This window comes from Pseudoxanthomonas mexicana, from assembly GCF_014397415.1.
GTDB classification, from domain to species: domain Bacteria; phylum Pseudomonadota; class Gammaproteobacteria; order Xanthomonadales; family Xanthomonadaceae; genus Pseudoxanthomonas_A; species Pseudoxanthomonas_A mexicana.
In genome coordinates, this window is record NZ_CP060731.1 from 2,299,715 (window position 1) to 2,324,019 (window position 24,305).

Below are 24,305 nucleotides of genomic sequence, written 5' to 3' on the forward strand. Positions count from 1 at the left end.
TCGGCTGCCGGCATGGGACGGGGATCGCGGTCGACGCCGACCGCGATCCATCGCGCTGACGGGCTATTCGTCGACCCAGCGTCGCTCCGGTCCGGGACGCTTGGCCAGCTTGCGCTGCAGCGAGCGCCGGTGCATGCCCAGCAGGCGGGCGGCGGCGGAGATGTTGCCTTCGGTTTCGGCCAGCGCCTGCTGGATGTGCTCCCATTCCAGCCGGCTGAGCGGCGTCATGGTGTCTTCGGCAGCCTCGAGGTCGTCGATCGGCGTGGCAGGTGTTTCCAGGCCCAGCGCGCGCAGGATGGTCGGCACGGTGGCCGGCTTGGGCAGGTAGTCATCGGCGCCGCGCTTGATCGATTCCACGGCGGTGGCGACGCTGGCGTAGCCGGTGACCAGCAGGATCTGCATGTCGGCGCGGAGTGCGCGCAGCGGCTCGATCAGGGTCAGGCCCGAATCGCTGCCCAGCTTCAGGTCGACCAGGGCGAAGTCGGGCAGGTATTCGCGCGCCCGCGCCAGTGCGCTGGCCGCGTCCAGTGCGATTTCCGTCTCGATGCCCTTGCGCGCCAGGCTGCGCTGCAGCGTGCGCGCGTAGAGTTCGTCGTCGTCGACCAGCAGGCCTTTCATCGGATGCCTCGCATCAGGGAGATTCGTCGTTGCCCGCCACCGGCAGGCGGAACTGCACCTGCACGCCCTTGGGCGGCACGGCGCGCATGGTCATGCGCCCACCCAACCGCTCGATGGTGGCGTGCGACAGGGCCAGGCCCACCCCCATGCCCTCGGGCTTGCTGGTGCGGAAGAGTTGTTCGGACTGGAACGGCACAGATTCGTGGAAACCGTTGCCGTAGTCGCGCACGGTGCCCACCAGTTCGTCGCCCTCGCAGCGCAGGTCCAGGTCCACCCGTTGCGATCCGGCCTGACGGCTGGCATCGGCTGCGTTGTTCAGCAGGGCCTGCAGCAGGTGACCGGTGGAGGCGTCGGTGGCCAGCCAGGGGGGCAGGGCGCCGGTGCGCTGCAGTTCCACCGTCGGGCGGATCAGCTGCCAGCGCTGCACCACGTCGTCCAGGTCCACGCGCTGGCGCACGCCCATGTCGGCCGAGGCGGCGAGCGCGCGCACGCGGTCGCGGCACACGTCGATCAGCTGGCGCATCGTGCCGGCGTCGTCGCGGACATCGGCATCGCTGGCGTGCTCGCGAATGTCCTCGGCCAGCAGCGTCAGGGTGGCCAGCGGGGTATTCAGTTCGTGCGCCACGGCAGCCGCGTGGGTGGCCAGCGCGACGATGCCCTCGTTGCGCGCGAAGCGCTCGCGCAGGCGCGCGAGTTCCTGTTCGCGCATCCGCAAGGCGGCCACCAGGCGGGTCGAGAAGTACAGCACCACGCCGGCCGAGAGCACGAAGTTCACCGCCATGCCCCACAGGTGCACGTTGAACTGGCCGCCATGCAGGTGCGGCAGCGGGCGGCCGAACACGGCGGTCATGACGTAGCCCAGCAGGCAGGCGACGCCGGTGGCCAGCACCCAGCGCAGCGGCAGCGCCAGCGCCGAGACGGCGATCAGCAGCAGGAACATGGAACTGAACGGGTTGCCGATGCCGCCGCTCCAGGCCACCAGCCAGGACAGCACCGCCACGTCCACCAGCATGTGGGCGAACGCTTCCCCCGGGCGCTCCTCGCCGGGCCGGCGGCTGCGCCAGGTGGCGTACACGTTGAACAGGGCCAGCGCACCGATCCCGCCCCACAGCGGCCAGCGGGGCAGGGCGATGCCCAGGGGACCCAGCGCGACCAGCACGGTCACCGCCTGGCCCACGATCGCCACCCAGCGCAGGTTGCACAGCGTGCGCAGGAACGACGGCGTGGTGGTCAGCAGGGTATTCGGCATCGGTACATGCTAGTGCAAGCGCGCCTACGCGGCCTGCGGCACGGCGTCGCAGGCGGGCGGGGCGCCCACGTTACAATGCCGGCATGCACGACGCCGTCACCCGCCCCACGCCCCCTACCGACGCCGCGCCCTGGCCGCGCCGCATCACCCAGGCCGTCCAGATCGGCAACACCGTCGTCGGCGGCGGCCGCCCGGTGGTGGTGCAGTCGATGACCAACACCGATACCGCCGACATTCCCGGCAGCGTGAAGCAGGTGGCCGAACTCTGGCGCGCCGGCTCGGAGATGGTCCGCCTCACCGTCAACAATCCCGAGTCCGCCGCCGCCATTCCGCGCATCCGCGAGAAGCTGGAGATGATGGGCATCTCGGTGCCGCTGATCGGCGACTTCCACTACAACGGCCACCAGTTGCTGGCGGGCGAGCCGGCCTGTGCCGAAGCGCTGGCCAAGTACCGCATCAACCCGGGCAACGTGGGCTTCGGCAAGAAGAAGGACACCCAGTTCGCCCAGCTCATCGAGTTCGCCATCCGCTACGGCAAGCCGGTGCGGATCGGCGCCAACTGGGGTTCGCTGGACCAGGCGCTGGCCGCGCAGCTGATGGACGAGAACCACGCGCGCGAGGTGCCGTGGGACGCCGGCCGCGTGCTGCGCGAGGCGCTGATCCGTTCGGCGGTGGATTCGGCCGAACGCGCCGTCGAGATCGGCCTGCCGCGCGACCGCATCGTGCTGTCGGCCAAGGTCAGCGGCGTGCAGGAACTGATCGCCGTCTACCGCGACATGGCCAGCCGCACCGATTTCGCCCTGCACCTAGGCCTGACCGAGGCCGGCATCGGCAGCAAGGGCATCGTGGCGTCCAGCGCCGCGCTGGCGGTGCTGCTGCAGGAAGGCATCGGCGACACCATCCGCATCTCGCTGACGCCGGAACCGGGCCAGTCGCGCACGCAGGAAGTCATCGTCGCGCAGGAACTGCTGCAGACCACCGGCCTGCGCGCGTTCACGCCGATGGTCACGGCCTGTCCTGGCTGCGGCCGCACCACGTCCGAGTTCTTCCAGGAACTGGCCAAGGTCGTGCAGGAACACGTGCGCGGCCGGATGCCGGAGTGGAAGGTGACCCATCCCGGTGCCGAGAACATGACCCTGGCGGTGATGGGCTGCGTGGTGAACGGGCCGGGCGAATCGCGCCACGCCAACATCGGCATCTCGCTGCCGGGCACGGGCGAGGCGCCCGCGGCGCCGGTGTTCGTCGATGGCGAAAAGAAGGTCACCCTGCGCGGCGAGAACATCGCGCAGGAGTTCATCGCCCTGATCGACGATTACGTCGAGGCCAAGTACGCGCGTGCGGCCGGCTGACCCGCTGGCGAACGGCCGGCGCTTCATCGCCGGCCTGTTCCGTGAACACGGCCGGCGCCTGCTCCTGCTGTTCCTCTGCCTGCTGGCGCCGCTGTGGCTGTTCGTCGAACTGGCCGACGAAATCCACGAGCTGGAAGACTTCTACTTCGACGATGCGCTGCTCTGGCACGCGCATGCGCTGTCCAGCCCGACCCTGGACCGGTTCTTCGTGGTGGTGTCGGCGCTCGGCTACCAGTGGGGCGTGGTCCCGGCCGACATCGTGCTGACGCTGGGCCTGCTGGTCGCGCGTCGCTGGCGCGAAGCGACCTTCGCCGGCGTCTCGCTGGGTGGGTCCGCGCTGCTGAACATGGCGACCAAGCAGTTCTTCCAGCGCGACAGGCCGGCGCTGTGGGAGTCCATCGCGCCCGAGCACACCTTCAGTTTCCCCAGCGGTCACGCGATGGGCTCGGCGACGCTGGCGATGGTGGTGGTGCTGCTGTGCTGGCACACGCGCTTCCGCTGGCCGGCCGTCGTGCTCGCCGCGCTGTTCGCGCTGACCGTCGGAGCTTCGCGCATCTACCTGGGCGTGCACTATCCGTCCGACATCCTCGGCGGCTGGGCGGCGGGCATCGCGTGGGTGTCTGGCGTCTACCTGGTGCTGTACCGCATCCGCGAACGGCCATGGCAGGTGCGGTGAGGCGTTCTGCTCTTCTGTAGGAGCGACGTGAGTCGCGACCGCATGAATTGAATATCGCGGATGTGTAGCTGATAGCGTCCATTCCGCGTCGCCATGTTGCGTGAGTGAGGGGAGGTGGCGGCGGAGAGCGTGCGGTCGCGACTCACGTCGCTCCTACAACGAGCCGGTGCTACGGCGCATACGCCCGCTCGCGTTCTTGCTGCAGGCGCTGGCGCAGGTACTGGTCGCGGGTGAGGCCGGCGGGAATCGTGGTGGCGGCCATCACCTCGGCGACCACCTGCGCTTCGCTTGCCTTGTAGGCCTGGAAGCGCGGGTCGTTGCGCTGCTGTTCGAGGAAGGCGGCCATGCGCCGGTCGGCGTGGGCGCGATAGCGGTCGGCGATGGCCGCGACTTCCTCCGCCTGCCGCGCGGGATCGTCCACGGTCGCCTTGACCAGAGCGGTGCGCAACAGCACGGCTTCGCCCGCGGACAGGCCGCCGGCGGCTTCGTACTTGTCGATCTGGCGCGTCAGCGCATCGGCGCGTTCGCTGCGTTCCACCGGGCGCAGCGACGCGGAACGCGCGAAGAAATCTTTCGCATCGGCCTCGAAGCGCTGGCGCTCGAGGTGCTCCTGCGCCTGTGGCGTGGCTTGCAGGGAAGCCAGGGGCGACACGCCGTCGGCCGCTTCAACCGATGATCGCGGCGCGACCGGCCTGCCCGGGTCGTCGCGCTTCCACCAGACGATGGCAGCGACGAGAACCACGCAGGGCACCAGCAGCGTCAGCCATTTCCTCATGCATGACCCCCTCTATGTCGGGACCGTCGAAGCACGACGGTCCCGGACCCGGACATCACCCCAGCAACTGGTCCACCAGCCAGTACAGCAGGTTGAACGGCTTGGCCTTGTCGGCCTTGTCGTCCTGCTCGCTGGCATCCAGCACCTTGCCCCGGCCATCCAGCACGCTGTCGATGAAGTGCTTCAGTTCCAGGTTCTGCGCCTGCACGTCGGCGTTCTTGAAGTCGACGATGGTGGTGCAGTGGCTTTCGTTGAGCGCGCGGTACTGCGGGAAATAGCCGCCGACGTTGTCCAGGCCATTCAGGCGGTCGCGCAGGCGTGCGGTGTCCATGTCCCAGCGCGCATGGATGCGGGCTTCCTTGGTCGCCTGGTCGGGTGCATTGGCGATGTCGGGATAGAAGCGCTCGTACGAATACGATGAATAGTTGAGGTCTTTCCAGAAGTGCGTATGGCCCAGGCGGTCGTTCGCATACTTGCTGGACAGCGCGGGATACAGGCTGCCGAGTTCGTCGAGATCGAACTGCGGCAGGCCGCTGGCGAGATAGGGGAGCGGGCCGTTCGGCTGGTCCAGCCCCCAGGCACTGCGGATGAGGGCCATCAGCGGTTGCGAGGGATAGTCGACCGGGTTGCCGTTCTTCGGCGTGGGGAAGATCGGACCGGAATCGTCGATCAGGAAGCTGCGCGTGGGCGCCAGGTCGCGGCGCAGCGGGTGGTAGCTGGTCAGGCTGCCGGCACCGCCGGCGCTGCAGCCGGTGGACAGCATCTGGGTGGGCCGTGGCAGGTTGTCCTTCAGCCAGCTCACCACCGCGCGCACGTTGCGCACGCCGTTGTGGTGCCACACCAGCGGCGCGTTCTGGCCGCTCGGGTCGTCGTAGACCGCCACGCGGTCGCCGCTGTAGATGTCGCCGGTGCAGTAGGGGATGTAGACCATGTTCCAGCCCTGCGTCTTCACCGCATCGAACGGGCTGACGCGGGTGACGAAGGGGCTGACCAGGCTCGCGCCCGGGTTCAGCAGGCTCATGTAGTCGTCGGGAATGCCGTTGGGATTGCGTGCGCCGCGAACGCCGGTCTGGCCGGTGCAGCTGGCGTAGTCCCAGCAGGCGCCGCCGCCCTCCATGTAGACGATGGTGTTGCGCGTATCGGCCACGCGGTTGACGAAGAACTTGAAGGGCGAGCCGTCGCCGCAGACCGCGCCGGTCGAGGGCGCCAGCTGGATGGTCTGCCAGGCGTCGTAACGGCCGGGCTGGAAGCCGTCGCTGAAGCCGGACGGGTTGGACAGCAGCGGATAGCTGCCGGTGCGCTGCGCGGCGGTCACCTTGTTGTCGGCCTTGGGCGGCGAGACCAGGTTCACCAGGGTCTGCCAGAAGCTGTAATCGCCTTCTTCGGCCTTGAGTGGCGCGGCGATGGCGATCGCGAGCGCTGCGGTGGAGAGGGCAAGCGGCAGGCGTGCGGGTCGTACGGGTGCAACCATGATCGGATCCTCCGGCGAGAGTCTGTGGACGTTCAACGGGATGGACTGCCTTGGCGTGCGGCACGCGTGGGGGCGGCGACCGTACAGCGGCGCATGGTGGTGCGTTCGTCGCGCCACGGGATTAAGACGATGTGATGGCGTCGGCTTTGGCTGCCCTGGCCCCCGGAATTGGCCGCGATGCCCCCCTTCGGTGCCCGCGCGGGCGGTCAGGTAAACGCGGCGATCCCGCGTCGCAGCACGCAGGTGGTACAGGCGTGCGGTATCGCGCCGGGCAACGGATCGTTGCGGGCGGACGCCTTGCCGCAGGCCGGCCGTGGATCGAACATGCGCACGCACGCCGCCGAATGCGCCGTGGACTTCCCGGGGATGGCAATGCAGGAACTGGTCGACCGATACGGCGCACTGTTGGTGTTCGCCAATGTGCTGGCGTTGTCGCTGGGTCTGCCCGTGCCGGCGATGCCCACCCTGGTCCTGGTCGGTGCGGGGCTGGCGCTGCAGCCGGAGGCGATGTGGCTGCCGCTGCTGGGCGTGCTGGCGGTGTCGGTGGCCGCCAGCCTGATCGGCGACAGCGTGTGGTTCTATGCCGGCCGCCGCTATGGCAACCGCACGCTGCAGTCGCTGTGCCGGCTTTCGCTGTCGCGCGACACCTGCATGAAGCGCACGGAACGCTTCTACGGGCGTTTCGGCGTGCGCGTCCTGTCGGTGGCGAAGTTCATCCCCGGCCTGTCGATGGTGTCCGTGCCGCTGGCCGGCGCCATGCAGGCGAGGCTGCCGCTGTTCCTGCGTTACGACGGCCTGGGCGCTGCCCTGTGGGCCGCGCTGGGGCTGGGACTGGGCGTGGTGTTCGCACGCCAGGTGGAAACGGTCATCGACGCGCTGTCGCAGCTGGGCACCGGCGCCGGTGTGCTCATCGGCGTGCTGCTGGCGGCCTACGTGGGCTGGCGCTGGTGGCGTCGGCGCACGCTGCTGAGGTCGCTGGAGGGGGCGCGGATCGATCCGCCGGAACTCGAAGCCCTGGTCCGGGCGGGCCAGCCGCCGGTGGTGTTCGATATCCGCGCCCCGGGTTTCCGCGACGTGGACCCGTACGTCATCCCCGGCGCGGTGTTCGCCGACGAGCGCCAGCTGGACGGGATCCTGGCCACGTATCCGCGCGACGGGAAGGTCGTCATCTACTGCGCCTGCCCGGATGAAGTATCCGCGGCGTGGATGGCCGCGAGGCTGCGCGAGGCCGGCTTCCGCGACGTGCTGCCGCTGCGGGGCGGCATCGATGCGTGGCGGGACGCCGGTTACGCGGTGGAACGGATCGGCGGCTGAGCGCGTCCGCCGCGGTCAGTGCTCGATGCACACCCGGTTGCGGCCTTCGCTCTTGGCCCGGTACAGGGCCGCGTCCGCCGCGGCCATCATCCGGCTGACGGTGTCGCGCTCGGGCGTCAGCGCGGCAATCCCGATGCTGACGGTGATGCGCTGCGGCTGGCCGCCCGGCCGGAACACCACCGCTTCCACCGCCTCGCGCAGGCGCTCGGCGAAACCGTAGGCGGCTTCCGGCCCGCACTCGGGCAGCAGCACGGCGAATTCCTCGCCGCCGATGCGGGCGGCCGCGTCGTCGTTGCGCACATGCCGGCGCACCAGCCCGGCGATCTGCTTCAGCACCTGGTCGCCGGAGATGTGGCCGTAGCGGTCGTTGATCGGCTTGAACAGGTCCACGTCGATGATGCACATGGTCAGTGCGCGCTGGTGGCGCATGGCGCGCGCGATCTCCTTCTCCACCGTTTCGATGAAATGGCGGCGGTTGTACATCTCGGTCAGCGCATCGTGGGTGGCGAGCTGGTAGATCTCCTCGTGGTAACGCGCCTCCACGCTGCTGTGGCTGATGAACTTCAGGATGCTCTCGCCCAGGGTGATGTGGTCGCCGTCGACCAGCGCCGATTGCGCCACCGGCGTATCGTTCAGCCGGGTGGTGTTGGTCGCGCCGAGGTCGCGCACCCAGTAGGTGTCGCCGTCGCGCCAGAGCTCGCAGTGCAGGCGCGAGACGCTGTTGTGCGGGATGTGCAGGTCGGCTTCCTGCGAGCGGCCCACGCGCACCCGGGCGGTGTCGATATCCGCACGCCGGCCCAGACCTTCGCCATGGATCACCACGACGCACGCGGACCGCGGCGAGGCCGGCCGCGGGCCGTCGCTCAGGATGGTCCGTTGCGTGGTGGGTGGATCGTGGGGGTCCCGGGACATGCGCGTGCGGCTGGCAGGTGCGGGCCCGAGTGTACCGGATCGGTCGGTCAACTCACGCTTCCGATACCATGCCGGGGCGCACAGGGGACCGTGGAATGACATCGCAGCCTTACGACGAACTCGCACCCACCGAGAGCCTGGCCACGCGCCTGCAGGATGCGCCGACCGCGGCCGACGGCACGCTGGCGCCCGGGGCGCGCCTGGGGCACTACCGCATCGAGGGCCTGCTGGGTCGCGGCGGCATGGGCGAGGTCTACCGCGCCACCCAGCTGGAACCGGTGCGCCGGGAGGTGGCCCTGAAACTGATGCGCGCGCAGCGCCTGCAGGCCCGCCACCTGGCCTGGTTCGAAGTGGAGCGGCAGGTGCTGGCGCAGATGCGCCATCCGGCCATCGCCCAGATCTACGATGCCGGCACCACGGAGGAGGGCTATCCCTTCTTCGCGATGGAGCTGATCGAGGGCAGCCCGATCACGCGCTACTGCCGGGAGCAACGGCTGTCGCTGGACGAACGCGTGGCGTTGTTCATCCGCGTCTGCGAGGGCGTGCAGCACGCGCACCACAAGGGCGTGGTCCACCGCGACCTGAAGCCGGGCAACCTGCTGGTGGACACACTGGATGGCCGGCCCTCACCGAAGATCATCGATTTCGGCATCGCGATGGCCGCGTCGCTGGCCGGCGACGCCGCACTGGAGCGTGCCGGCACGCCGGAGTACATGAGTCCCGAGCAGGCGCTCGGCGATGCGCGGCAGGTGGACACGCGCAGCGACGTGTACTCGCTGGGCGTGGTGCTGTGCGAACTGGTGAGCGGCGTTCGCCCCGAGGCCGTGGGCGAGACCTGGTCGGCGGAAACGCCGACCGCCGTCGCGCCGTCGTCGCGGCTGGCGGCGCTGCCGGCCGAGCAGGCACGGCAGGTGGCGCAGGAGCGCGGCCTGTCGCTGCCGCGCATGCGCGACCGCCTGCGCGGCGATCTGGACTGGATCGTGCTGAAGGCCATGCAGCACGATCGGGACGCCCGCTACGGGTCCGTCGCGGCGCTGGCCGACGACCTGCAGCGCTATCTCGAGGGGCGCACCGTGGCGGCGGTACCGCCGAGCCGCGCCTACGTGTGGCGCAAGTTCCTGCGCCGCCACCGCGCCGCGGCCGTCGCCGCGGGCTTCGCGCTGGCGGCGTTGCTGGGCGGTCTGGGCCTGTCCCTGTACGGCCTGCAGCAGGCGCGCACGCAACGCGCACTGGCCGAAGCGCGCAGCGCGGAGCTGGAGAAGGTGGCCGCGTTCCAGCAGTCGATGCTGGAGGGGATCGACATCGAGACCATGGGCGTGGGCCTTGCCGAGGGTCTGGCGGCTCAGGTGGCCGAACGCGACCCGGCGGCCGCCGACGCGTTCGGCGCAACCCTGGCCAAGGCCAGTACCGGCGATCTGGCGCGCGACCTGGTGGACCGTCAGCTGCTCGCCAACGCGGAAGCCGCGATCGCCCGCGATTTCGCCGACCAGCCCGACGTGGCCGTCGGCCTGCGCGAGTCCGTGGCGCGCGTCTACGCTGCGATCGGTCTGTACGACAAGGCCGCCGAGCTGTTCGGCCGGGTGGCCGAGCATCGCGCCGCGAACCTCGGCGACGGCGCATCGGAGACGCTGCGCGCGCGCAACGAGCAGGTGCAGGCGCTGCTGGAGGGGGCGCACATCGACCAGGCCGAGGCCGTGCTGGAGAAGGCGCTGCCGCGCGCCTTCACGCTGCCCGCCAACGACCGCGTGCGGGTCAAGCTGGAACTGGCGCAGGCGCAGGTGATCTCGGCCCGCGGCGACCGACCACGGGCGAAAGGCGTCGTCGAAGCCGTCCGTGCCCGACTGCTCGAGGTCGCCGGCGAGCGGGACCCGGCCACCCTGGAGGCCACCAACAACCTGGCCGCCGTACAGCGCAACCTGGGCGAACTGCCCGAGGCACGCGCGAACATGGAGCAGGTGGTTGCCGGCCGCACCGCGGTGCTCGGTCCCGACCACGAGGAGACGCTGTCGGCGATGGGCAACCTGGCCGTGCTGCGCATCATGAACCGCGAGAAGGACGCCGCCATCGCCATGCAGCGCGACCTCACTTCGCGCTACGTGCGCAAGCTGGGCAGCGAGCATCCGGTCACGCTGCAGGCACGCAGCACGCTGGCGACGATGATGGTGGACGCCGGCGACGCGGCCGCCGCGCTGCCGCTGCTCAAGGATGCACTGGCCGCGCGCGAGCGCGTCCTCGGGCGCGATCACCCGCAGACGGTAAGGACACGCCTGAACCTGGCCACGGCGTACGCACGCCTGGAGGATTACGCGGCCGCGCTGCCGCTGGAGGAGCAGGTCATCACGGTGCGTAGCCGGCTGCAGGGCCCATCGCATCCGGACACGCTGTCCATCCTGGTCAACCATGCCGGCACGCTGCTCAACGCGAAGCAGCCTGACGCCGCGCTGCGCCTGCTTTCGGACGTGCAGCCACTGGCGTTGAAGGTGCTGGGTGAAAGGCACCCGCAGGCGCAGATCACCATGGTGATCCGCGCCGAGGCCCTGCGCGTGTCCGGGCGCACGCGCGAGGCGCTGGACGAGTACCGCCGCCTGTTCGAACTGCGACGCAAGGTGCTGGGCGAGACGCACGTGGAAACGCGCACCGCGGCGTGGAACCTGATCGACACCAGTCGCGAACTGGGCCTGACCACGCAGGCCGACGCGCTGGAGCGGCAGTACATCGCCCCCCTGCTGACGGCCGATCCGGCCACACTGGCCGATGCGGAAGCCGAGTTCGTCAAACGTTACCGAGAGGGCAGGCGGCCTGGCAAACAGCGCTGAGCGCCGGCTACGTCACTCGCCGGGTTTGGCCGCCGCGCTGGGCGCCTCGGACGCGGCGCGGCGCGACAGCACCGCCTCGCGGTGCGCGATGTAGGCGTTGGCGCCGAAGATGATGCCGGCGCCGGCCAGCGTCCATGCGTCCAGCGTTTCGTCGAACAGCAGCCAGCCGAACAGGGCCACCACCGGCAACTGCATGAAGCTGATCGGCGTCAGCGCCGAGACCTCGCCCAGCTTCAGCGCGCGCGTCCACAGCATGTGGCCGCCGGTGCCCAGCACGCCGGCGGCGACCACCCACACCCACGTGATGCCCTGCGGCCATTCCCACACGGCCAGCGCCGGCAGCAGCGACATCGGCACCCACAGCAGGGTGGTGTAGATGACGATGCGGTCGGCCGGCTCGGTCTGCGAGAGCTGCTTGATCTGGATCGCCACCAGCGCGCTCATCACTGCCGCCAGCACGGCGATCATCGCGTCCGCGGTGAATTCCGCGGTGCCGGGCCGCACGATCACCAGCACGCCCACGAAACCCAGCACCACCGCGGTCCAGCGGCGTGCGCGTACGCGCTCGTTGAGCATCGCGGCTGCGGCCAGGGTGACGAACAGCGGCGTGGAGTACGACAGCGACACCGCCTGCGCCAGCGGCAGGTGGCCGATGGCCCAGAAGCCGGCCAGCATCGAGCAGATGCCGATCACGCAGCGGAACAGGTAGCGCGGGAACTGGGTGGTCTTCAGGAACCCCGGGCCGTGCCGCAGGATGAGCGGCGCCGCGGCCAGCAAGCCGAAGAAATTTCGGAAGAACGCGATCTCGAACGTGTGCAGGGTCGCCGAGGCCAGCCGGATCGCCACCACCATCAGGGCGAACAGCACCGTGCTGCCCAGCATCAGCACGGCGGCGCGGAAGTGGGCGGGAATGGCTGGCATGCGCGGTGGTCGGGCTACCAGCGGGCGCCGATGATCTTCGGTTCCGGCTCGATGCCCACGCCGAAGCGCGCGTGCACGGATTCGGCGATGCGCCGCGCCAGCCCCAGCAGCGCGGCGCCGGTGGCCTGCCCGTGGTTGACCAGCACCAGGGCATGCGCGGCGGAGACGCCCGCATCGCCATCGCGATGGCCCTTCCAGCCGCAGGCTTCGATCATCCACGCAGCGGACAGCTTGCGGTTGTGCGGGGCGTCGCCACGGAATGTCGGCAGCGTGGGATAGTCGACCAGCAGCGCGTCGGCCTGCGCCTGCGAGACGATGGGATTCTTGAAAAAGCTGCCGGCATTGCCCACCACGGCCGGATCCGGCAGCTTGCGTCGGCGGATACGGATCACCGCCTCGGCCACCTCGCGCGCGGTCGGCGCGGAGATTCCCATCGCGCCGAGCTCCTCGCGGATACCGGCGTAATCCAGGCGCAGGTGCGGCGTGCGCGGCAGCACGAACTCCACCGCCGTCACCAGGTAGCGGTCGGCCTGGTGCTTGAACACGCTGTCGCGGTAGGCGAACGCGCAGGCGTCGCGGTCCAGCCGCACCATCGCGCCCGCATGGCGGTCCAGCGCTTCGACCACGGCGATGAACTCGCCCACTTCGGTGCCGTAGGCGCCGATGTTCTGGATGGGCGACGCGCCGGCGGTACCGGGGATGAGGGCCAGGTTCTCCAGCCCGCACAGGCCCTGCTCCAGCGTCCACATCACCAGCGGGTGCCAGGCGACGCCGGCATCGGCGCGCACGCGCGCCTGTTCGCCATCGTCGGATAGCACGCGCAGGCCATGCGTGGCCATGGCGATCACCGCGCCCGGTGCATCGCCGGCGAACAGCAGGTTGCTGCCGCCGCCGATCACCAGGCTTTCGGACTCGGCGACCTGCGGCAGCGCCATCACCTCGCCCAGCGCCGAAGCGTCGTCCACTTCGACCAGCCAGGGCGCCAGCGCCTGCACGCCGAAGGTATTGCGGTCCCGCAGCGGGGCATTGGCGGTGAGGCGGTAGCTTGGCGTCATTCCGGCGCCACCGGCCCGCGGCTCGGCGCTTCGCGACGGCGGCGGATGGCTTCCACGCATTCGCGGATCAGCTCCGGCCCGCGGTACACCAGGCCGGTGTAGCACTGCACCAGCGATGCGCCGGCGGACATCTTCGCCACCGCATCGGCGCCGGACAGGATGCCGCCCACGCCGATCAACGGAATGCTGTCGGGCAGGCGCGTGCGCAGGCGGCGCAGGACCAGCGTGGCCTGGCCCATCAACGGCGCGCCGGACAGGCCGCCGGTTTCCCGCGCCAGCGGATGGTCCTGCACGCTCAGGCGCGACACGGTGGTGTTGGTGGCGATGACGCCATCCACCTGCATGTCGCCCAGCACGCGCGCGACCGCGTCGATGTCGCTGTCGGACAGGTCCGGCGCGATCTTCACCAGCATCGGCACACGCTTGCCGTGCTGCGCCGCCAGGTCTTCCTGCGCATCGCGCAGCGTGCCGATCAGCTGGCGCAATGCCTGTTCTTCCTGCAGTTCGCGCAGGCCGGCGGTGTTGGGCGAGGAGATGTTGACGGTGACGTAGTCGGCCAGCGGATAGACGCGTTCCAGGCAGTACAGGTAGTCGGACGCGGCGCGCTCGTTGGCGGTGTCCTTGTTCTTGCCGATATTGATGCCCAGCAGGCCCCGGTCGCGGCGCGAGGCTCCGACGTTGCGCACCAGCGCATCGACGCCTTCGTTGTTGAAGCCGAGGCGGTTGATGACCGCCTGGTACTGCGGCAGGCGGAACATGCGCGGCTTCGGATTGCCCGGCTGCGGCCTGGGCGTGACCGTGCCGATCTCGACGAAGCCGAAACCCAGCGCGAACAGCGCGTCGATGTGCGCACCGTTCTTGTCCATGCCGGCGGCCAGACCGACCGGATTGGGGAAGGTCAGCCCCATCACCTTGGTGGGCATCGGGGTGATGGGACGCGCCACCAGCGGCGTGGTGCCGGTGCGGTAGGCCAGGTCGAGGGCTTTCAGGCCCAGGCCGTGGGCGGTTTCGGCGTCCAGGCCGAAGAGGAAGGGTCGGGCGAGGGGATACATGGCGGCAGGCGGGATCAGTTCAGCGTCGCCAGCCAGGCCAGGCCGCCCAGGAACATGAAGAGCACCACGATGCCGACGACCCACAGCAGCGCCGACAGCCAGCCCAGGATCAGGCCGCCGATGGCCAGTCCGTCGCCTTCCAGCGCACCGCCGCTGCGGCGGATCTCCGCGCGCGCCATGTGGCCGGTGACGATCGCCACCAGCGTGCCCAGGACCGGCAACAGGGTCCAACCGAGGATGCCGGACACGAGGCTGGCGATGGCGAGACTGCTGGTGGTGCGTGCTGGGTTCATCAGGAGCTCCGTGCAGGGGTCAGGGAGGCGATGGCACTGGATCGGGGGCAAAAAAAACGCGCCGCCCGATGAGGGAGGCGCGATTATCCCAGATGCTGGCCCGTTCAGGGCAGCCGGCATGCGGGCATGCCGGCCGTGTTGCGGGTCAGAGGTCGAACTTGATGCCCTGCGCCAGCGGCAGCGAGTCGGAGTAGTTGATGGTGTTGGTCTGCCGGCGCATGTAGACCTTCCACGCGTCCGAGCCGGATTCGCGGCCGCCGCCGGTTTCCTTCTCGCCGCCGAAGGCGCCGCCGATCTCGGCGCCGCTGGTGCCGATGTTGACGTTGGCGATGCCGCAGTCGCTGCCGGCCGCCGACAGGAACTGCTCGGCCGCTTTCAGGTTCTGGGTGAAGATCGACGAGGACAGGCCCTGCGGCACGGCGTTCTGCATGTCGATGGCTTCGTCGAGCGTCTTGTACTTCATCACGTACAGGATGGGGGCGAAGGTCTCGTGCTGCACCACTTCGTCGGAGTTCTTCAGGCCGGTGACGATGGCCGGCAGGACGAAGTTGCCGGGGCGGTCGATCGCGGTGCCGCCGGTTTCGACGGTGCCGCCGCTGGCCTTGGCCTTGGCGATCGAGTCCAGGAACTGCTGCACGGCGCCCTGGCTGTTGAGCGGGCCCATCAGGTTGGCCGGGTCCAGCGGGTCGCCGATCTTGCCCTCCACCTGCTTGTACGCCTTGACCAGCGTGGACAGCACGGTGTCGTAGATCGATTCGTGCACGATCAGGCGGCGCGTGGTGGTGCAGCGCTGGCCGGCCGTGCCGACGGCGCCGAACACGATGCCGGGGATGGCCAGCTTCAGGTCGGCGGTTTCGTCCAGGATGATCGCGTTGTTGCCGCCCAGCTCCAGCAGGCTGCGGCCCATGCGGCGCGCGACGCGCTCGCCCACGGTGCGGCCGACCTGGGTGGAGCCGGTGAAGCTGATCAGCGGGATGCGCTTGTCGTCGACGAACTGCTGCGCCAGTTCCACGCCGGCGTCGTTGATCAGGAAGAAGATGTCCGGGAAGCCGCCTTCCTTCAGCGCCTCGTTGCAGATCTTCATGCTGGCGATCGCGGTGAGCGGCGTCTTGTTGGACGGCTTCCAGATGCAGACGTCGCCGCAGATCGCGGCCAGGAACGAGTTCCACGCCCACACGGCGACCGGGAAGTTGAACGCGCTGATGATGCCGACCAGGCCCAGCGGGTGGTACTGCTCGTACATGCGGTGGCCGGGACGCTCGGAGTGCATGGTGTAGCCGTACAGCATGCGGCTCTGGCCCACGGCGAAGTCGGCGATGTCGATCATCTCCTGCACTTCGCCATCGCCCTCGGGCTTGCTCTTGCCCATTTCCAGCGCGACCAGCGAACCCAGCGCGTCCTTGTGCCTGCGCAGTGCTTCGCCGCACAGGCGCACGGCCTCGCCGCGGCGCGGGGCCGGGGTGGTGCGCCACACCTTGAAGGCGGCCTGGGCGCGGGCGACGACCTTCTCGTAGTCGGCCTGGCTGCTGGCATGGACCTCGGCGATCACCTCGTTGGTGGTGGGGTTGATCGACTGCAACAGGCCGGCGTCGGTGGTCGTGGACCATTCGCCGCTGCCGAGGTAGGTGCCGGAATTGGTGCTGGCAAGGCCGAGGGCCTTGAGAAGGTCTGCGGGCATGAAGTGCTCCAGGGATCGAATGCGGGGATGCGGCCGGGGCCGCATCGCGGGGGCATGATTCTACCAGAGCGGGCGGGCGCGAACGCCGGGAAATCCCGTGCATTTCAATCGCTTACGTCGCCGTTGATTCGCTGTCGGCGTCTGTTCGGATTGCCGAGCCGGAGGCGGCGCTATCGGCGATCTGCCGATGCGCGGCGGTGCCTGCAGGGCAGGGAATGGCGGCCCCGACACGATTCGAACGTGCGACCTGTCCCTTAGGAGGGGACCGCTCTATCCAGCTGAGCTACGGGGCCATCGGTGATGCCAAGAATAGCGCAGTCCGGCAAATCGCCCCAAGCGTGCGCGATCCCGGAGCGCTGGGTGATCCTAAGTACGCCCGCGGTTCGTTCGACGGAAGTCTGCGTGGTGGTGTACGACAACGTCGTTGTCGGAATAGTCCGATACCCGGCCGCTTCGTCCCACGCCAAACTGCCCTCACTGCCCACTCCAGGAGGCTCCCGTGGCGTACCGGACTCCTCGCTCAGTCATGTATCCACACCGTCTGGCTCTGCGCATGCCAAGAGGGTGCCTTGGCCTGCTTGCCTGCGTTCTCGCACGGGTCAGTCTCGCAACGCCCGCGGACGCGCCGGTCGTGGAGGGAGAGGCTGACGGTTCAGACATCACTTTTCATTGCGCACCCGAGCGGTCCAGCGTGATCCTTGCGGATCAACCGCAGCGTCTCCGGCGTGGTTACGAGGCACGTGTCGTCGATCTGGGCTCGCTTGTCGTCTATGGCAAGGCAGACTCCCGCGGTGAGGTCCTCCGCATAGGCACGAAAGCGTTGACGTCGGAGTGCGGAGCGCTGACGGTCGTGATACGGGGTGCCTACTACAATGCAAATCCGCAAGGCGAACTGGGAGCGGCAGAGGACTATGCCGTCGTCACCATCCGTCAGCAGGAACGCGTCCTCCTGGGGCCCATCGCCTTGGGTACTTGCTCGAAAGGTAGTCCTCGCTATGACACACACGCGAAATGCCCAGAGGAGTGGGCAACGCACGTGGAGATGCATGCGGTGCAGAACGGAGCCTATTCGGTTCAGCTGCAGCACGATTACTACGAATGGATGACAGTGACGCCGTAGGGGGAACTGATTGGTTTCAGTTGCATCCATCTGAAATCATTGGCTTTGTTGCGTCGCAGCGCTTGACAGACCCCGGGGGTGCCGTGGTCTTCTTCGTGCATGCGCTCCCACGCCCACGCCACTGCGGATACGACGACGGCCCCGATGCCGGCGACCCCGCGTGCGGACGGCGGACGCACGACCCCGATTACGACCATTACCACCCTGACTCGTCAGGTGCGGCTGGTCGTGTTCGCGTAATCCGCAACCCACGGCCCCGCACCCGGATCAGGATGCAGGGCCACCCCGATTCCTGATGCGTGCCGGGCCTCCTTACCGAGGTTCCTGACCCATGTCGTCCCGCAGCGCCGAAGTCGAACAGCCCAAACCCCGCACCGTCGTCCACAAGTTCGGCGGCACCTCCGTCGCCGATGCCGAACGCTATCGCCACGTGGCCAAGCTGCTGCTGGCGCGCGACGAGGAGGTGCAGGTCACCGTGGTGTCGGCCATGAAGGGCGTCACCGATGCGCTGATCGAACTGTGCGAGCTGGCCGCCGCCAACCGGCCGGAATGGCACGAAAGCTGGCATGCGCTGCGCGCCCGTCATCGCGGCGCGGCGGTGGCGTTGCTGGGCGAAGCGGCCGGGCCGGTGATCGAGTGGGTGGACGAGCGCTTCCAGAAGCTCGAGGAGATCCTCAACGCGCTGATCGTCATCGGCGGCCTGCCGGAGCTGGTGCTGCAACGCGTCCAGGGCTTGGGCGAAGTGTGTTCGGCGCGCCTGCTCGGCGAGTACCTGACACTGCAGGGCGAGGACTGCGCCGTGCTGGATGCGCGCGAGGTGCTGCGCGTCGATCATGGCGAACTGGGCGTGGTGGTGGACTGGGAGGACAGCGCGCGGCGGCTCGCGGCGTGGCGGGACGCGCACCCGCAGCGGCGCGTGGTGGCCACCGGCTTCGTCGCGCGCGACCGCGAGGGGCGCTTCACCACCCTGGGCCGCAACGGCAGCGATTATTCCGGCGCGATCTTCGCAGCGTTGTACGACGCGGCCGAATTGCACATCTGGACCGACGTCGATGGCGTGTTGTCCGCCGACCCGCGCGTGGTCCCAGAGGCGGTACAGCTGGGCGCGCTGAGCTACGACGAGGCCTGCGAACTGGCGTACTTCGGCGCCAAGGTCGTGCATCCGCAGACCATGTCGCCGGCCATGGAACGCGGACTGCCCATCATCATCCGCAACACCTTCCATCCGGAACATCCGGGTACCCGCATCACCGCCGAGCGCGATGCGGTGGGTCCTGTGAAGGGCCTGACGCTCAGTGCCGACCTGGCCCTGCTCAACCTGGAAGGCACCGGCCTGATCGGTGTGCCAGGCACGGCGGAACGCGTGTTCGCCGCGCTGCGCAATGCGCATGTCTCGGTGGTGATGATTTCGCAGGGTTCGTCGGAGCATTCGATCTGCTGCGTGGTCAGGGCCAGCGAGGCCGCCAAGGGACAGGCGGCGCTGCTGGATGCCTTCGCGCACGAGCTGGACACCCGCCAGATCCAGCGCGTGCAGCGCCGCGACGGCGTCAGCGTGCTGGCCGCCGTCGGCGACGGCATGGCCGGCACGCCGGGCGTGTCGGCGCGCCTGTTCGGCGCGCTGGGGCGGGCGCAGGTGAACATCCTGGCGATCGCGCAGGGCTCGTCCGAGCGCAACATCTCCGTGGCCATCGACAGCGCCGACGCCACCAAGGCGCTGCGCGCGGCGCATGCCGGCTTCTGGCTGTCGCCGCAGACCTTCGCCATCGGCGTGATCGGGCCGGGCAACGTCGGCGCGGCGCTGATCGAGCAACTGCGGGCCGCGCAGCCGCAACTGCTGGCCAAGGCCAACCTGGACCTGCGCCTGCGCGCCATCGCCTCCAGCACGCGCATTGTGCTGGAAGAGCGCAGCCTGGGCGACGACTGGCGTGCGCGTTTCGAGGCCAGCACGCAGGCCGCAGACCTGGACCGCTTCACCGAGCACCTGCTGTCGGCGCACATGCCGCACGCGGTGATCGTGGACTGCAGCGCCAGTCCGCTGGTGGCCGACCGTTACGCGGGATGGCTGGCCGCCGGCATCCACGTGGTCACCCCCAACAAGCAGGCCGGGGCCGGTCCGCTGGCGCGCTACCACGCCATCCGCGATGCCGCGTCCGGCAGCGGCGCGCGCTTCCGCTATGAAGCCACCGTCGGCGCCGGCCTGCCGGTGATCTCCACCCTGCGCGATCTGCTGGATACGGGCGATGCGGTGGTGTCGGTGGAGGGCATCTTCTCCGGCACGCTGGCATGGCTGTTCAACAAGTTCGACGGCAGCGCGCCGTTCTCGCGGCTGGTCACCGAGGCGCGTGGCCTGGGCTATACCGAACCGGACCCACGCGACGACCTGTCCGGCACCGACGTGGCGCGCAAGCTGGTGATCCTGGCCCGCGAAGCCGGACGCGAGCTGGCGCTGGAGGACGTGGACGTGGAGAGCCTGGTACCCGAATCCCTCCGCCAGGCGAGCGTGGACGATTTCATGGCGCGGCTGCACGAGGTGGATGCCGGCTTCGCCGACCGGCTGGCAAAGGCGCGCGTCGCCGGCAACGTGCTGCGTTACGTCGCCCGGCTCGATGCCGAAGGCCGCGCCAGCGTGGGGCTGGTGGAACTGCCCGCGGCGCACGCATTCGCCAACCTGCGCCTAACCGACAACATCGTGCAGTTCACCACGCGTCGATACTGCGACAATCCGCTGATCGTGCAGGGCCCGGGCGCGGGCCCGGAAGTCACCGCGGCCGGCGTGTTCGCCGACGTGCTGCGCGTGGCCGCGGGGCAGGGCGCGAAGCTGTGACGCATCCGGGAACGAACGACATGGAGTGGGCATGAGGCAGCAGGCAAGTGCGTTTTCGCCGGCATCGGTGGGCAACGTGGGCGTGGGGTTCGACATCCTGGGCCATGTGATCGAAGGCGTCGGCGACACCGTGACGGTGCGTCGCATCGAGGCGACGGATGTGCGCATCACCGGCATCCACGGCGCCACCGTCGACCTGCCGCTGGATGCGCCGGGCAATACCGCCGGTGCGGCGCTGATCTCGCTGCGCGAAGCGCTGGCGCTGCCGTTCGGCTTCGAGGTGGAGATCGGGAAGGGCATTCCCCTCGGTTCCGGCATGGGCGGTTCCGCCGCTTCGTGCGTGGCGGCCCTGGTCGCGGCCAATGCCTTGCTCGATGCGCCGCTGACGCGCGAGCAGCTGTATCCGCACGCCCTGGTCGGCGAGGCGGTCGCCAGCGGTGGCAAGCATGGCGACAACCTGGGGCCGATGCTGTTGGGCGGCCTGGTGCTGTCCACGGCGGACCGGCTGGTGCGGGTGCCCGTCCCGGACCACTGGCACAGCGTGCTGGTGCATCCGGAAGCGATCCTGGAGACGCGCCGCGCGCGCGCCGCACTGCAGGGCGCCTACGAACTGAAGGAGTTCGTGGCGCAGAGCGCGAACCTTGCGCTGGTGCTGGCCGGCTGCCATGCCGGCGACGCGGGACTGGTGCGCGAAGGCCTGCGCGATGTACTGGTGGAACCGCGGCGCGCGCCGCTGATCGTCGGCTTCGGCGCGGCGAAACAGGCGGCACTGGACGCCGATGCGATGGGCGCCAGCATTTCCGGTGCCGGCCCCAGCGTGTTCGCCTGGTTCGAATCGCGAGGCGAGGCCGAAGCGGCGGCGCCCGCCGTGCAGGCGGCCTTCGCGGCCGCCGGTTTCGACAGCCAGGCCTGGGTGTCGCCGATCAATGCGACGGGCGCCGAACTGCTGTCCGCGACCTGATTCCCTTCCCCCACGGCCGCCGCACACGCCGCCTTGCCACGACCGACCATGAACTTCATCTCGACCCGCAACACCGCACCCGCCGCCACGCTCAGCCAGGCCATCGCCGCCGGACTGGCCCCCGATGGCGGGCTGTACGTACCGGACGTGCTGCCTGCGCCGCGCGAGCTCGCCGCCGGGGACGACATCGCTTCAACTGCCGCCACGCTGCTGGCGCCGTTCTTCGCCGGTGATGCGCTGGCAGGCGAACTGGCGGCGATCTGCCGGGAGGCGTTCGATTTCCCGGCGCCGCTGCGCCCACTGGGTACGCCGGACGACCACGTGCTGGAGCTGTTCCACGGGCCCACGGCGGCATTCAAGGATTTCGGTGCGCGCTTCCTGGCCGCCAGCATGGCGCGTGTACGCCGCAACGAGCATGCGCCGCTGACGATCCTGGTGGCGACGTCCGGCGATACCGGCGCGGCCGTCGCTGCGGCATTCCACCGTCAGCCGGGCCTGCGGGTGATCGTGCTGTATCCGGATGGGCGCGTGTCGCCGCGCCAGGCGCACCAGCTGGGCTGCTTCGGGGACAACATCGTGACGCTGCGCGTGGCGGGTTCGTTCGACGACTGCCAGGCGTTGGTGAAGCTCGCGTTGAACGACGCCGAGCTGCAGGCGCAGGCCCCGCTCAGTTCCGCCAACAGCATCAGCCTGGGCCGCCTGCTGCCGCAGATGAGCTACTACGCGCATGCGGCGTTGAGCCACCGGGCAGCCACCGGCCGAACGCTGAATCTCGTCGTGCCCACGGGCAACCTGGGCAATGCGCTGGCCGCGATCCTTGCCCGCACGCTGGGGGTGCCGCTGGGACGCATCGCCTTGGCCACCAACGCCAACCGTGTGCTGCCCGACTTCTTCGCCGGCGGCGCCTATGCGCCGGCGGCGAGCGTGGCGACGCTGGCCAATGCGATGGACGTGGGGGCGCCCAGCAACTTCGAACGCCTGCGCTGGCTGTACGCCAGCGATGACGTCGCGTTGCGCGTGGCCTTCACCGCCAGCGAGGTCGACGACGCCACTATCCGCGAGGTGATCGCGCGCCGCTATCGCGACCACGGTGAAGTGCACTGCCCGCATACCGCCACGGCGGTGAAGGTGCTGGAAGACCTGCGTGCGCAGGGCGGGGAGGGCGACTGGGCCGTGGCGGCCACGGCGCACCCGGCCAAGTTCGAAAGCGTGGTGGAACCGCTGATCGGGCGCGCGGTGGAGGTGCCGCCCGCGCTGGCGGACCTGCTGTCGCGTCCGGCGCATGCCGATCCCATCCCGGCCGACTACGACGCCTTGCGCGAGCGCGTGCTGCCGTAGTCGGGATCCATCTGGCACAAGGCAGGATGCTCCTGCGCTAAGCTCATCGGATGACGCGCCATTTCTTGCCCGCCCTCTTGCTGGCCACACTGCTGTATGGGATCGCCCCGCCTGCCGCGCAGGCGCAGTCCGTTGTCTCGCCGCCCGACGTCCGTGCGCTGAAGCCTGGCGAATTCCTGTGGTACCCGCAGATCGCGCCGGAAGGTCCGGTGGTACTGGTGGTCAGCCTGGACGAACAGCGCGCCTATGTGTATCGCAACGGCATCGCCATCGGCGTGTCGACGATCAGCTCGGGCAAGACGGGCAAGGAAACGCCCACCGGCGTGTTCACCATCCTGCAGAAGAACAAGGACCATCGGTCCAACCTCTACAACGATGCCCCCATGCCGTACATGCAGCGGCTGACCTGGGACGGCATCGCCCTGCATGGCGGCCACCTGCCGGGATACCCGGCATCGCATGGCTGCGTACGCCTGCCGCAGGCGTTCGCGGAGAAGCTGTTCGCCATCACCCGCTTCGGCGATTCGGTGGTGGTGGCCAATGCAAAGGCGTCGCCGGCCAGCGTCGTGCATCCTGCGGTGCTGGCGCCGGTCATCGCGGGCGGGCAGGCCGCCCACCCGGCGCTGTCGGCCTACGAGGTGTACTGGAACGAAGCCGCCTCGCCGGAAGGCCCGGTCAGCATCCTCGTCAGCCTGTACGACCAGCGCGTGTCGGTGTTGCGCAACGGCGTGCTGATCGGTTCGGCGCCCTTGCAGAAGATTCAGGATTTCGCCCTCAACGGCACCGTGCTGCTGGTGATGACGACAGAGATGGAAGACATCCCCAGCCTGCTGGATCCGCAGCAGAAGGAGCACCGCTGGGTCGCCCACCGCGTGCTGGGCGAGGCGGACACGCCCATGCCGTCCCTGCGCTCGCTGGGCGATGCGCTCTGGATCCCGCAGGACTTCGCCCGCCGGCTGTACGGCATCCTGACCCCCGGCACCACCGTGCTGCTGTCGGACCTGCCGGGCGTGCGTGCAACGCCGGCCGAACAGCCGACGGTGCCGGTCTTGGAATCGGATGAAGCGGGCCCCACGTCGGCTTTACGCTGAGCGGTGTGGAGGGAACCCGGGCACGGCGCATCCTGTCCCCCCGTTCCCGAGCCTGATCATGAAGCGTTGCCTGTCCGTCCTCCTGTTGAGCTGCACCCCGACCGCCGTGGCGCTGGCGGCCGACGCGTCCCCGAGTGTCGGCCCCGGTCGTCTGGCCGAGGCCCTCCACCGGGCGGCGCCGGGCGTGGACCGCGAGGTGCTGGCCATGGCCACGCACGCGATGGCCTGTACCCTGCGGCGCGGCGACACCGACGTGCCGATGCGCCGACTCAGCGTGATCGACTACAGCCGGCCGTCCACCCAGCCGCGGCTGTGGGTGTTCGACCTGGAAAAGGCCCGCCTGCTGTTCGAGGAGCGCGTCGCCCATGGCCGCAATACCGGCGAGAACCTGGCCACCCGCTTCTCCAACGCCACCGGCAGCTACATGTCCAGCCTGGGCGCCTTCGTCACCCAGGAGGCCTACCGTGGTTCCAACGGGTACTCGCTGCGCCTGAAGGGACTGGAGCCCGGCTTCAACGACAAGGCGCGCGAGCGCGCCATCGTCATCCACGGCGCTCCCTACGTCAGTGACGCGCTGGTGCGTTCGCAGGGCCGGCTGGGTCGTAGCCTGGGGTGCCCGGCCGTCAGCACCGCGGTGGCGCGGCCGCTGATCGACAGCATCCGCGGCGGTTCCTTCGTGTTTGCGTACTACCCCGACCCCGCCTGGCTGAAGCAGTCGCGCCTGTTGAGCGCCGATTGCGGAAGCGGCGTGGCCGCTCGCCCCGCATCGTCGGCTGCGGGCCGCTGACGCGG

20 protein-coding genes and 1 tRNA gene are annotated in these 24,305 nt (G+C 69.5%); 10 read left to right on the forward strand and 11 right to left on the reverse strand.

Annotated elements, in window-relative coordinates:
- Window positions 1–63: 63 nt before the first annotated feature.
- Together IAE60_RS10790 and IAE60_RS10795 are read right to left on the reverse strand one after the other, a co-directional pair.
- A complete protein-coding gene (locus IAE60_RS10790) occupies window positions 64–618 on the reverse strand; it encodes a response regulator transcription factor (RefSeq protein ID WP_187572241.1) in 555 nt (184 codons plus the stop codon).
- A 13-nt stretch (window positions 619–631) separates the two neighbouring features.
- Window positions 632–1,867, reverse strand: coding sequence for an ATP-binding protein (locus IAE60_RS10795; protein WP_407073720.1), 1,236 nt, complete (start codon window positions 1,865–1,867; stop codon window positions 632–634).
- Between the two features lie 83 nt (window positions 1,868–1,950).
- Between IAE60_RS10795 and ispG the strand changes: the two genes are divergently transcribed.
- Both ispG and IAE60_RS10805 read left to right on the forward strand, forming a co-directional pair.
- Window positions 1,951–3,216 (forward strand): flavodoxin-dependent (E)-4-hydroxy-3-methylbut-2-enyl-diphosphate synthase, encoded by a 1,266-nt coding sequence (gene ispG, locus IAE60_RS10800; protein ID WP_187572242.1) that lies wholly within the window; start codon window positions 1,951–1,953, stop codon window positions 3,214–3,216.
- Window positions 3,203–3,892: a phosphatase PAP2 family protein gene (locus IAE60_RS10805; RefSeq protein WP_374501204.1), complete on the forward strand. Its 690-nt coding sequence runs from the start codon at window positions 3,203–3,205 to the stop codon at window positions 3,890–3,892. Before ispG ends, IAE60_RS10805 begins: the two co-directional genes overlap by 14 nt.
- Window positions 3,893–4,061: 169 nt before the next feature.
- On the opposite strand, the gene IAE60_RS10810 is transcribed toward IAE60_RS10805, so the two are convergent.
- Both IAE60_RS10810 and IAE60_RS10815 read right to left on the reverse strand, forming a co-directional pair.
- The gene (locus tag IAE60_RS10810) at window positions 4,062–4,667 is read right to left on the reverse strand and encodes a hypothetical protein (RefSeq protein WP_187572243.1); all 606 of its coding nucleotides are present in this window, start codon (window positions 4,665–4,667) and stop codon (window positions 4,062–4,064) included.
- 55 nt (window positions 4,668–4,722) lie between these two features.
- Window positions 4,723–6,138, reverse strand: a complete 1,416-nt coding sequence (locus IAE60_RS10815; protein WP_187572244.1) for a pectin acetylesterase-family hydrolase — start codon at window positions 6,136–6,138, stop codon at window positions 4,723–4,725.
- Window positions 6,139–6,510: 372 nt separating this feature from the next.
- Here IAE60_RS10815 and IAE60_RS10820 point away from each other — a divergent pair, with 372 nt between their 5' ends.
- Window positions 6,511–7,452 carry a DedA family protein/thiosulfate sulfurtransferase GlpE gene (locus IAE60_RS10820; protein WP_185896964.1) on the forward strand — a complete coding sequence of 314 codons (942 nt, stop codon included), beginning with the start codon at window positions 6,511–6,513 and terminating at the stop codon, window positions 7,450–7,452.
- Between the two features lie 15 nt (window positions 7,453–7,467).
- Here the strand turns inward: IAE60_RS10820 and IAE60_RS10825 are convergent, their stop codons facing one another.
- On the reverse strand, window positions 7,468–8,364 hold the full coding sequence (locus tag IAE60_RS10825) for a GGDEF domain-containing protein (protein ID WP_187572245.1): 897 nt from the start codon (window positions 8,362–8,364) through the stop codon (window positions 7,468–7,470).
- Window positions 8,365–8,459: 95 nt separating this feature from the next.
- Here IAE60_RS10825 and IAE60_RS10830 point away from each other — a divergent pair, with 95 nt between their 5' ends.
- A complete protein-coding gene (locus IAE60_RS10830) occupies window positions 8,460–11,180 on the forward strand; it encodes a serine/threonine-protein kinase (RefSeq protein WP_187572246.1) in 2,721 nt (906 codons plus the stop codon).
- A 12-nt stretch (window positions 11,181–11,192) separates the two neighbouring features.
- Here the strand turns inward: IAE60_RS10830 and IAE60_RS10835 are convergent, their stop codons facing one another.
- The 6 genes from IAE60_RS10835 to IAE60_RS10860 all read right to left on the reverse strand — a co-directional run bounded on the left by IAE60_RS10835 (window position 11,193) and on the right by IAE60_RS10860 (window position 16,472).
- Complete coding sequence (locus IAE60_RS10835) at window positions 11,193–12,101, reverse strand: DMT family transporter (protein WP_162108900.1); 909 nt, start codon at window positions 12,099–12,101, stop codon at window positions 11,193–11,195.
- Between the two features lie 14 nt (window positions 12,102–12,115).
- A complete protein-coding gene (murB, locus tag IAE60_RS10840) occupies window positions 12,116–13,156 on the reverse strand; it encodes a UDP-N-acetylmuramate dehydrogenase (protein WP_187572247.1) in 1,041 nt (346 codons plus the stop codon).
- Complete coding sequence (locus IAE60_RS10845) at window positions 13,153–14,208, reverse strand: quinone-dependent dihydroorotate dehydrogenase (protein WP_187572248.1); 1,056 nt, start codon at window positions 14,206–14,208, stop codon at window positions 13,153–13,155. The genes murB and IAE60_RS10845 overlap by 4 nt, the downstream gene beginning before the upstream one ends.
- 14 nt (window positions 14,209–14,222) lie before the next feature.
- Complete coding sequence (locus IAE60_RS10850) at window positions 14,223–14,501, reverse strand: DUF4190 domain-containing protein (RefSeq protein WP_187572249.1); 279 nt, start codon at window positions 14,499–14,501, stop codon at window positions 14,223–14,225.
- Window positions 14,502–14,646: 145 nt separating this feature from the next.
- Window positions 14,647–16,179 (reverse strand): L-piperidine-6-carboxylate dehydrogenase, encoded by a 1,533-nt coding sequence (gene amaB, locus IAE60_RS10855; protein WP_187572250.1) that lies wholly within the window; start codon window positions 16,177–16,179, stop codon window positions 14,647–14,649.
- A gap of 216 nt (window positions 16,180–16,395) precedes the next feature.
- Window positions 16,396–16,472: transfer RNA gene (locus IAE60_RS10860), tRNA-Arg, on the reverse strand.
- Between the two features lie 233 nt (window positions 16,473–16,705).
- Here IAE60_RS10860 and IAE60_RS10865 point away from each other — a divergent pair.
- The 6 genes from IAE60_RS10865 (at window position 16,706) to IAE60_RS10890 (ending at window position 24,300) form a co-directional block, all read left to right on the forward strand.
- Window positions 16,706–17,299: a hypothetical protein gene (locus IAE60_RS10865; RefSeq protein ID WP_187572251.1), complete on the forward strand. Its 594-nt coding sequence runs from the start codon at window positions 16,706–16,708 to the stop codon at window positions 17,297–17,299.
- Window positions 17,300–17,630: 331 nt separating this feature from the next.
- Window positions 17,631–20,123 (forward strand): bifunctional aspartate kinase/homoserine dehydrogenase I, encoded by a 2,493-nt coding sequence (gene thrA / locus IAE60_RS10870; protein ID WP_187572252.1) that lies wholly within the window; start codon window positions 17,631–17,633, stop codon window positions 20,121–20,123.
- Between the two features lie 31 nt (window positions 20,124–20,154).
- Window positions 20,155–21,084, forward strand: a complete 930-nt coding sequence (locus IAE60_RS10875; RefSeq protein WP_187572253.1) for a homoserine kinase — start codon at window positions 20,155–20,157, stop codon at window positions 21,082–21,084.
- A 48-nt stretch (window positions 21,085–21,132) separates the two neighbouring features.
- A complete protein-coding gene (gene thrC / locus IAE60_RS10880) occupies window positions 21,133–22,422 on the forward strand; it encodes a threonine synthase (protein WP_187572254.1) in 1,290 nt (429 codons plus the stop codon).
- A gap of 50 nt (window positions 22,423–22,472) precedes the next feature.
- The gene (locus IAE60_RS10885; RefSeq protein WP_187572255.1) at window positions 22,473–23,513 is read left to right on the forward strand and encodes a L,D-transpeptidase; all 1,041 of its coding nucleotides are present in this window, start codon (window positions 22,473–22,475) and stop codon (window positions 23,511–23,513) included.
- Window positions 23,514–23,568: 55 nt separating this feature from the next.
- Window positions 23,569–24,300: a murein L,D-transpeptidase catalytic domain family protein gene (locus IAE60_RS10890; RefSeq protein WP_374501282.1), complete on the forward strand. Its 732-nt coding sequence runs from the start codon at window positions 23,569–23,571 to the stop codon at window positions 24,298–24,300.
- The last annotated feature ends 5 nt before the right edge of the window (window positions 24,301–24,305 follow it).

Excerpts from the sequence above, each read along its gene's own strand:
- IAE60_RS10865 (WP_187572251.1), top strand. The coding sequence starts at position 16,706 with ATGTATCCACACCGTCTGGCTCTGCGCATGCCAAGAGGGTGCCTTGGC.
- ispG (WP_187572242.1), top strand. The coding sequence starts at position 1,951 with ATGCACGACGCCGTCACCCGCCCCACGCCCCCTACCGACGCCGCGCCC.
- thrA (WP_187572252.1), top strand. The coding sequence starts at position 17,631 with ATGTCGTCCCGCAGCGCCGAAGTCGAACAGCCCAAACCCCGCACCGTC.
- IAE60_RS10850 (WP_187572249.1), bottom strand. The coding sequence starts at position 14,501 with ATGAACCCAGCACGCACCACCAGCAGTCTCGCCATCGCCAGCCTCGTG.
- IAE60_RS10835 (WP_162108900.1), bottom strand. The coding sequence starts at position 12,101 with ATGCCAGCCATTCCCGCCCACTTCCGCGCCGCCGTGCTGATGCTGGGC.
- IAE60_RS10815 (WP_187572244.1), bottom strand. The coding sequence starts at position 6,138 with ATGGTTGCACCCGTACGACCCGCACGCCTGCCGCTTGCCCTCTCCACC.
- IAE60_RS10795 (WP_407073720.1), bottom strand. The coding sequence starts at position 1,867 with ATGCCGAATACCCTGCTGACCACCACGCCGTCGTTCCTGCGCACGCTG.
- IAE60_RS10790 (WP_187572241.1), bottom strand. The coding sequence starts at position 618 with ATGAAAGGCCTGCTGGTCGACGACGACGAACTCTACGCGCGCACGCTG.
- IAE60_RS10825 (WP_187572245.1), bottom strand. The coding sequence starts at position 8,364 with ATGTCCCGGGACCCCCACGATCCACCCACCACGCAACGGACCATCCTG.
- IAE60_RS10875 (WP_187572253.1), top strand. The coding sequence starts at position 20,155 with ATGAGGCAGCAGGCAAGTGCGTTTTCGCCGGCATCGGTGGGCAACGTG.
- murB (WP_187572247.1), bottom strand. The coding sequence starts at position 13,156 with ATGACGCCAAGCTACCGCCTCACCGCCAATGCCCCGCTGCGGGACCGC.
- amaB (WP_187572250.1), bottom strand. The coding sequence starts at position 16,179 with ATGCCCGCAGACCTTCTCAAGGCCCTCGGCCTTGCCAGCACCAATTCC.
- IAE60_RS10810 (WP_187572243.1), bottom strand. The coding sequence starts at position 4,667 with ATGAGGAAATGGCTGACGCTGCTGGTGCCCTGCGTGGTTCTCGTCGCT.
- IAE60_RS10820 (WP_185896964.1), top strand. The coding sequence starts at position 6,511 with ATGCAGGAACTGGTCGACCGATACGGCGCACTGTTGGTGTTCGCCAAT.
- IAE60_RS10830 (WP_187572246.1), top strand. The coding sequence starts at position 8,460 with ATGACATCGCAGCCTTACGACGAACTCGCACCCACCGAGAGCCTGGCC.
- IAE60_RS10885 (WP_187572255.1), top strand. The coding sequence starts at position 22,473 with ATGACGCGCCATTTCTTGCCCGCCCTCTTGCTGGCCACACTGCTGTAT.
- IAE60_RS10845 (WP_187572248.1), bottom strand. The coding sequence starts at position 14,208 with ATGTATCCCCTCGCCCGACCCTTCCTCTTCGGCCTGGACGCCGAAACC.
- thrC (WP_187572254.1), top strand. The coding sequence starts at position 21,133 with ATGAACTTCATCTCGACCCGCAACACCGCACCCGCCGCCACGCTCAGC.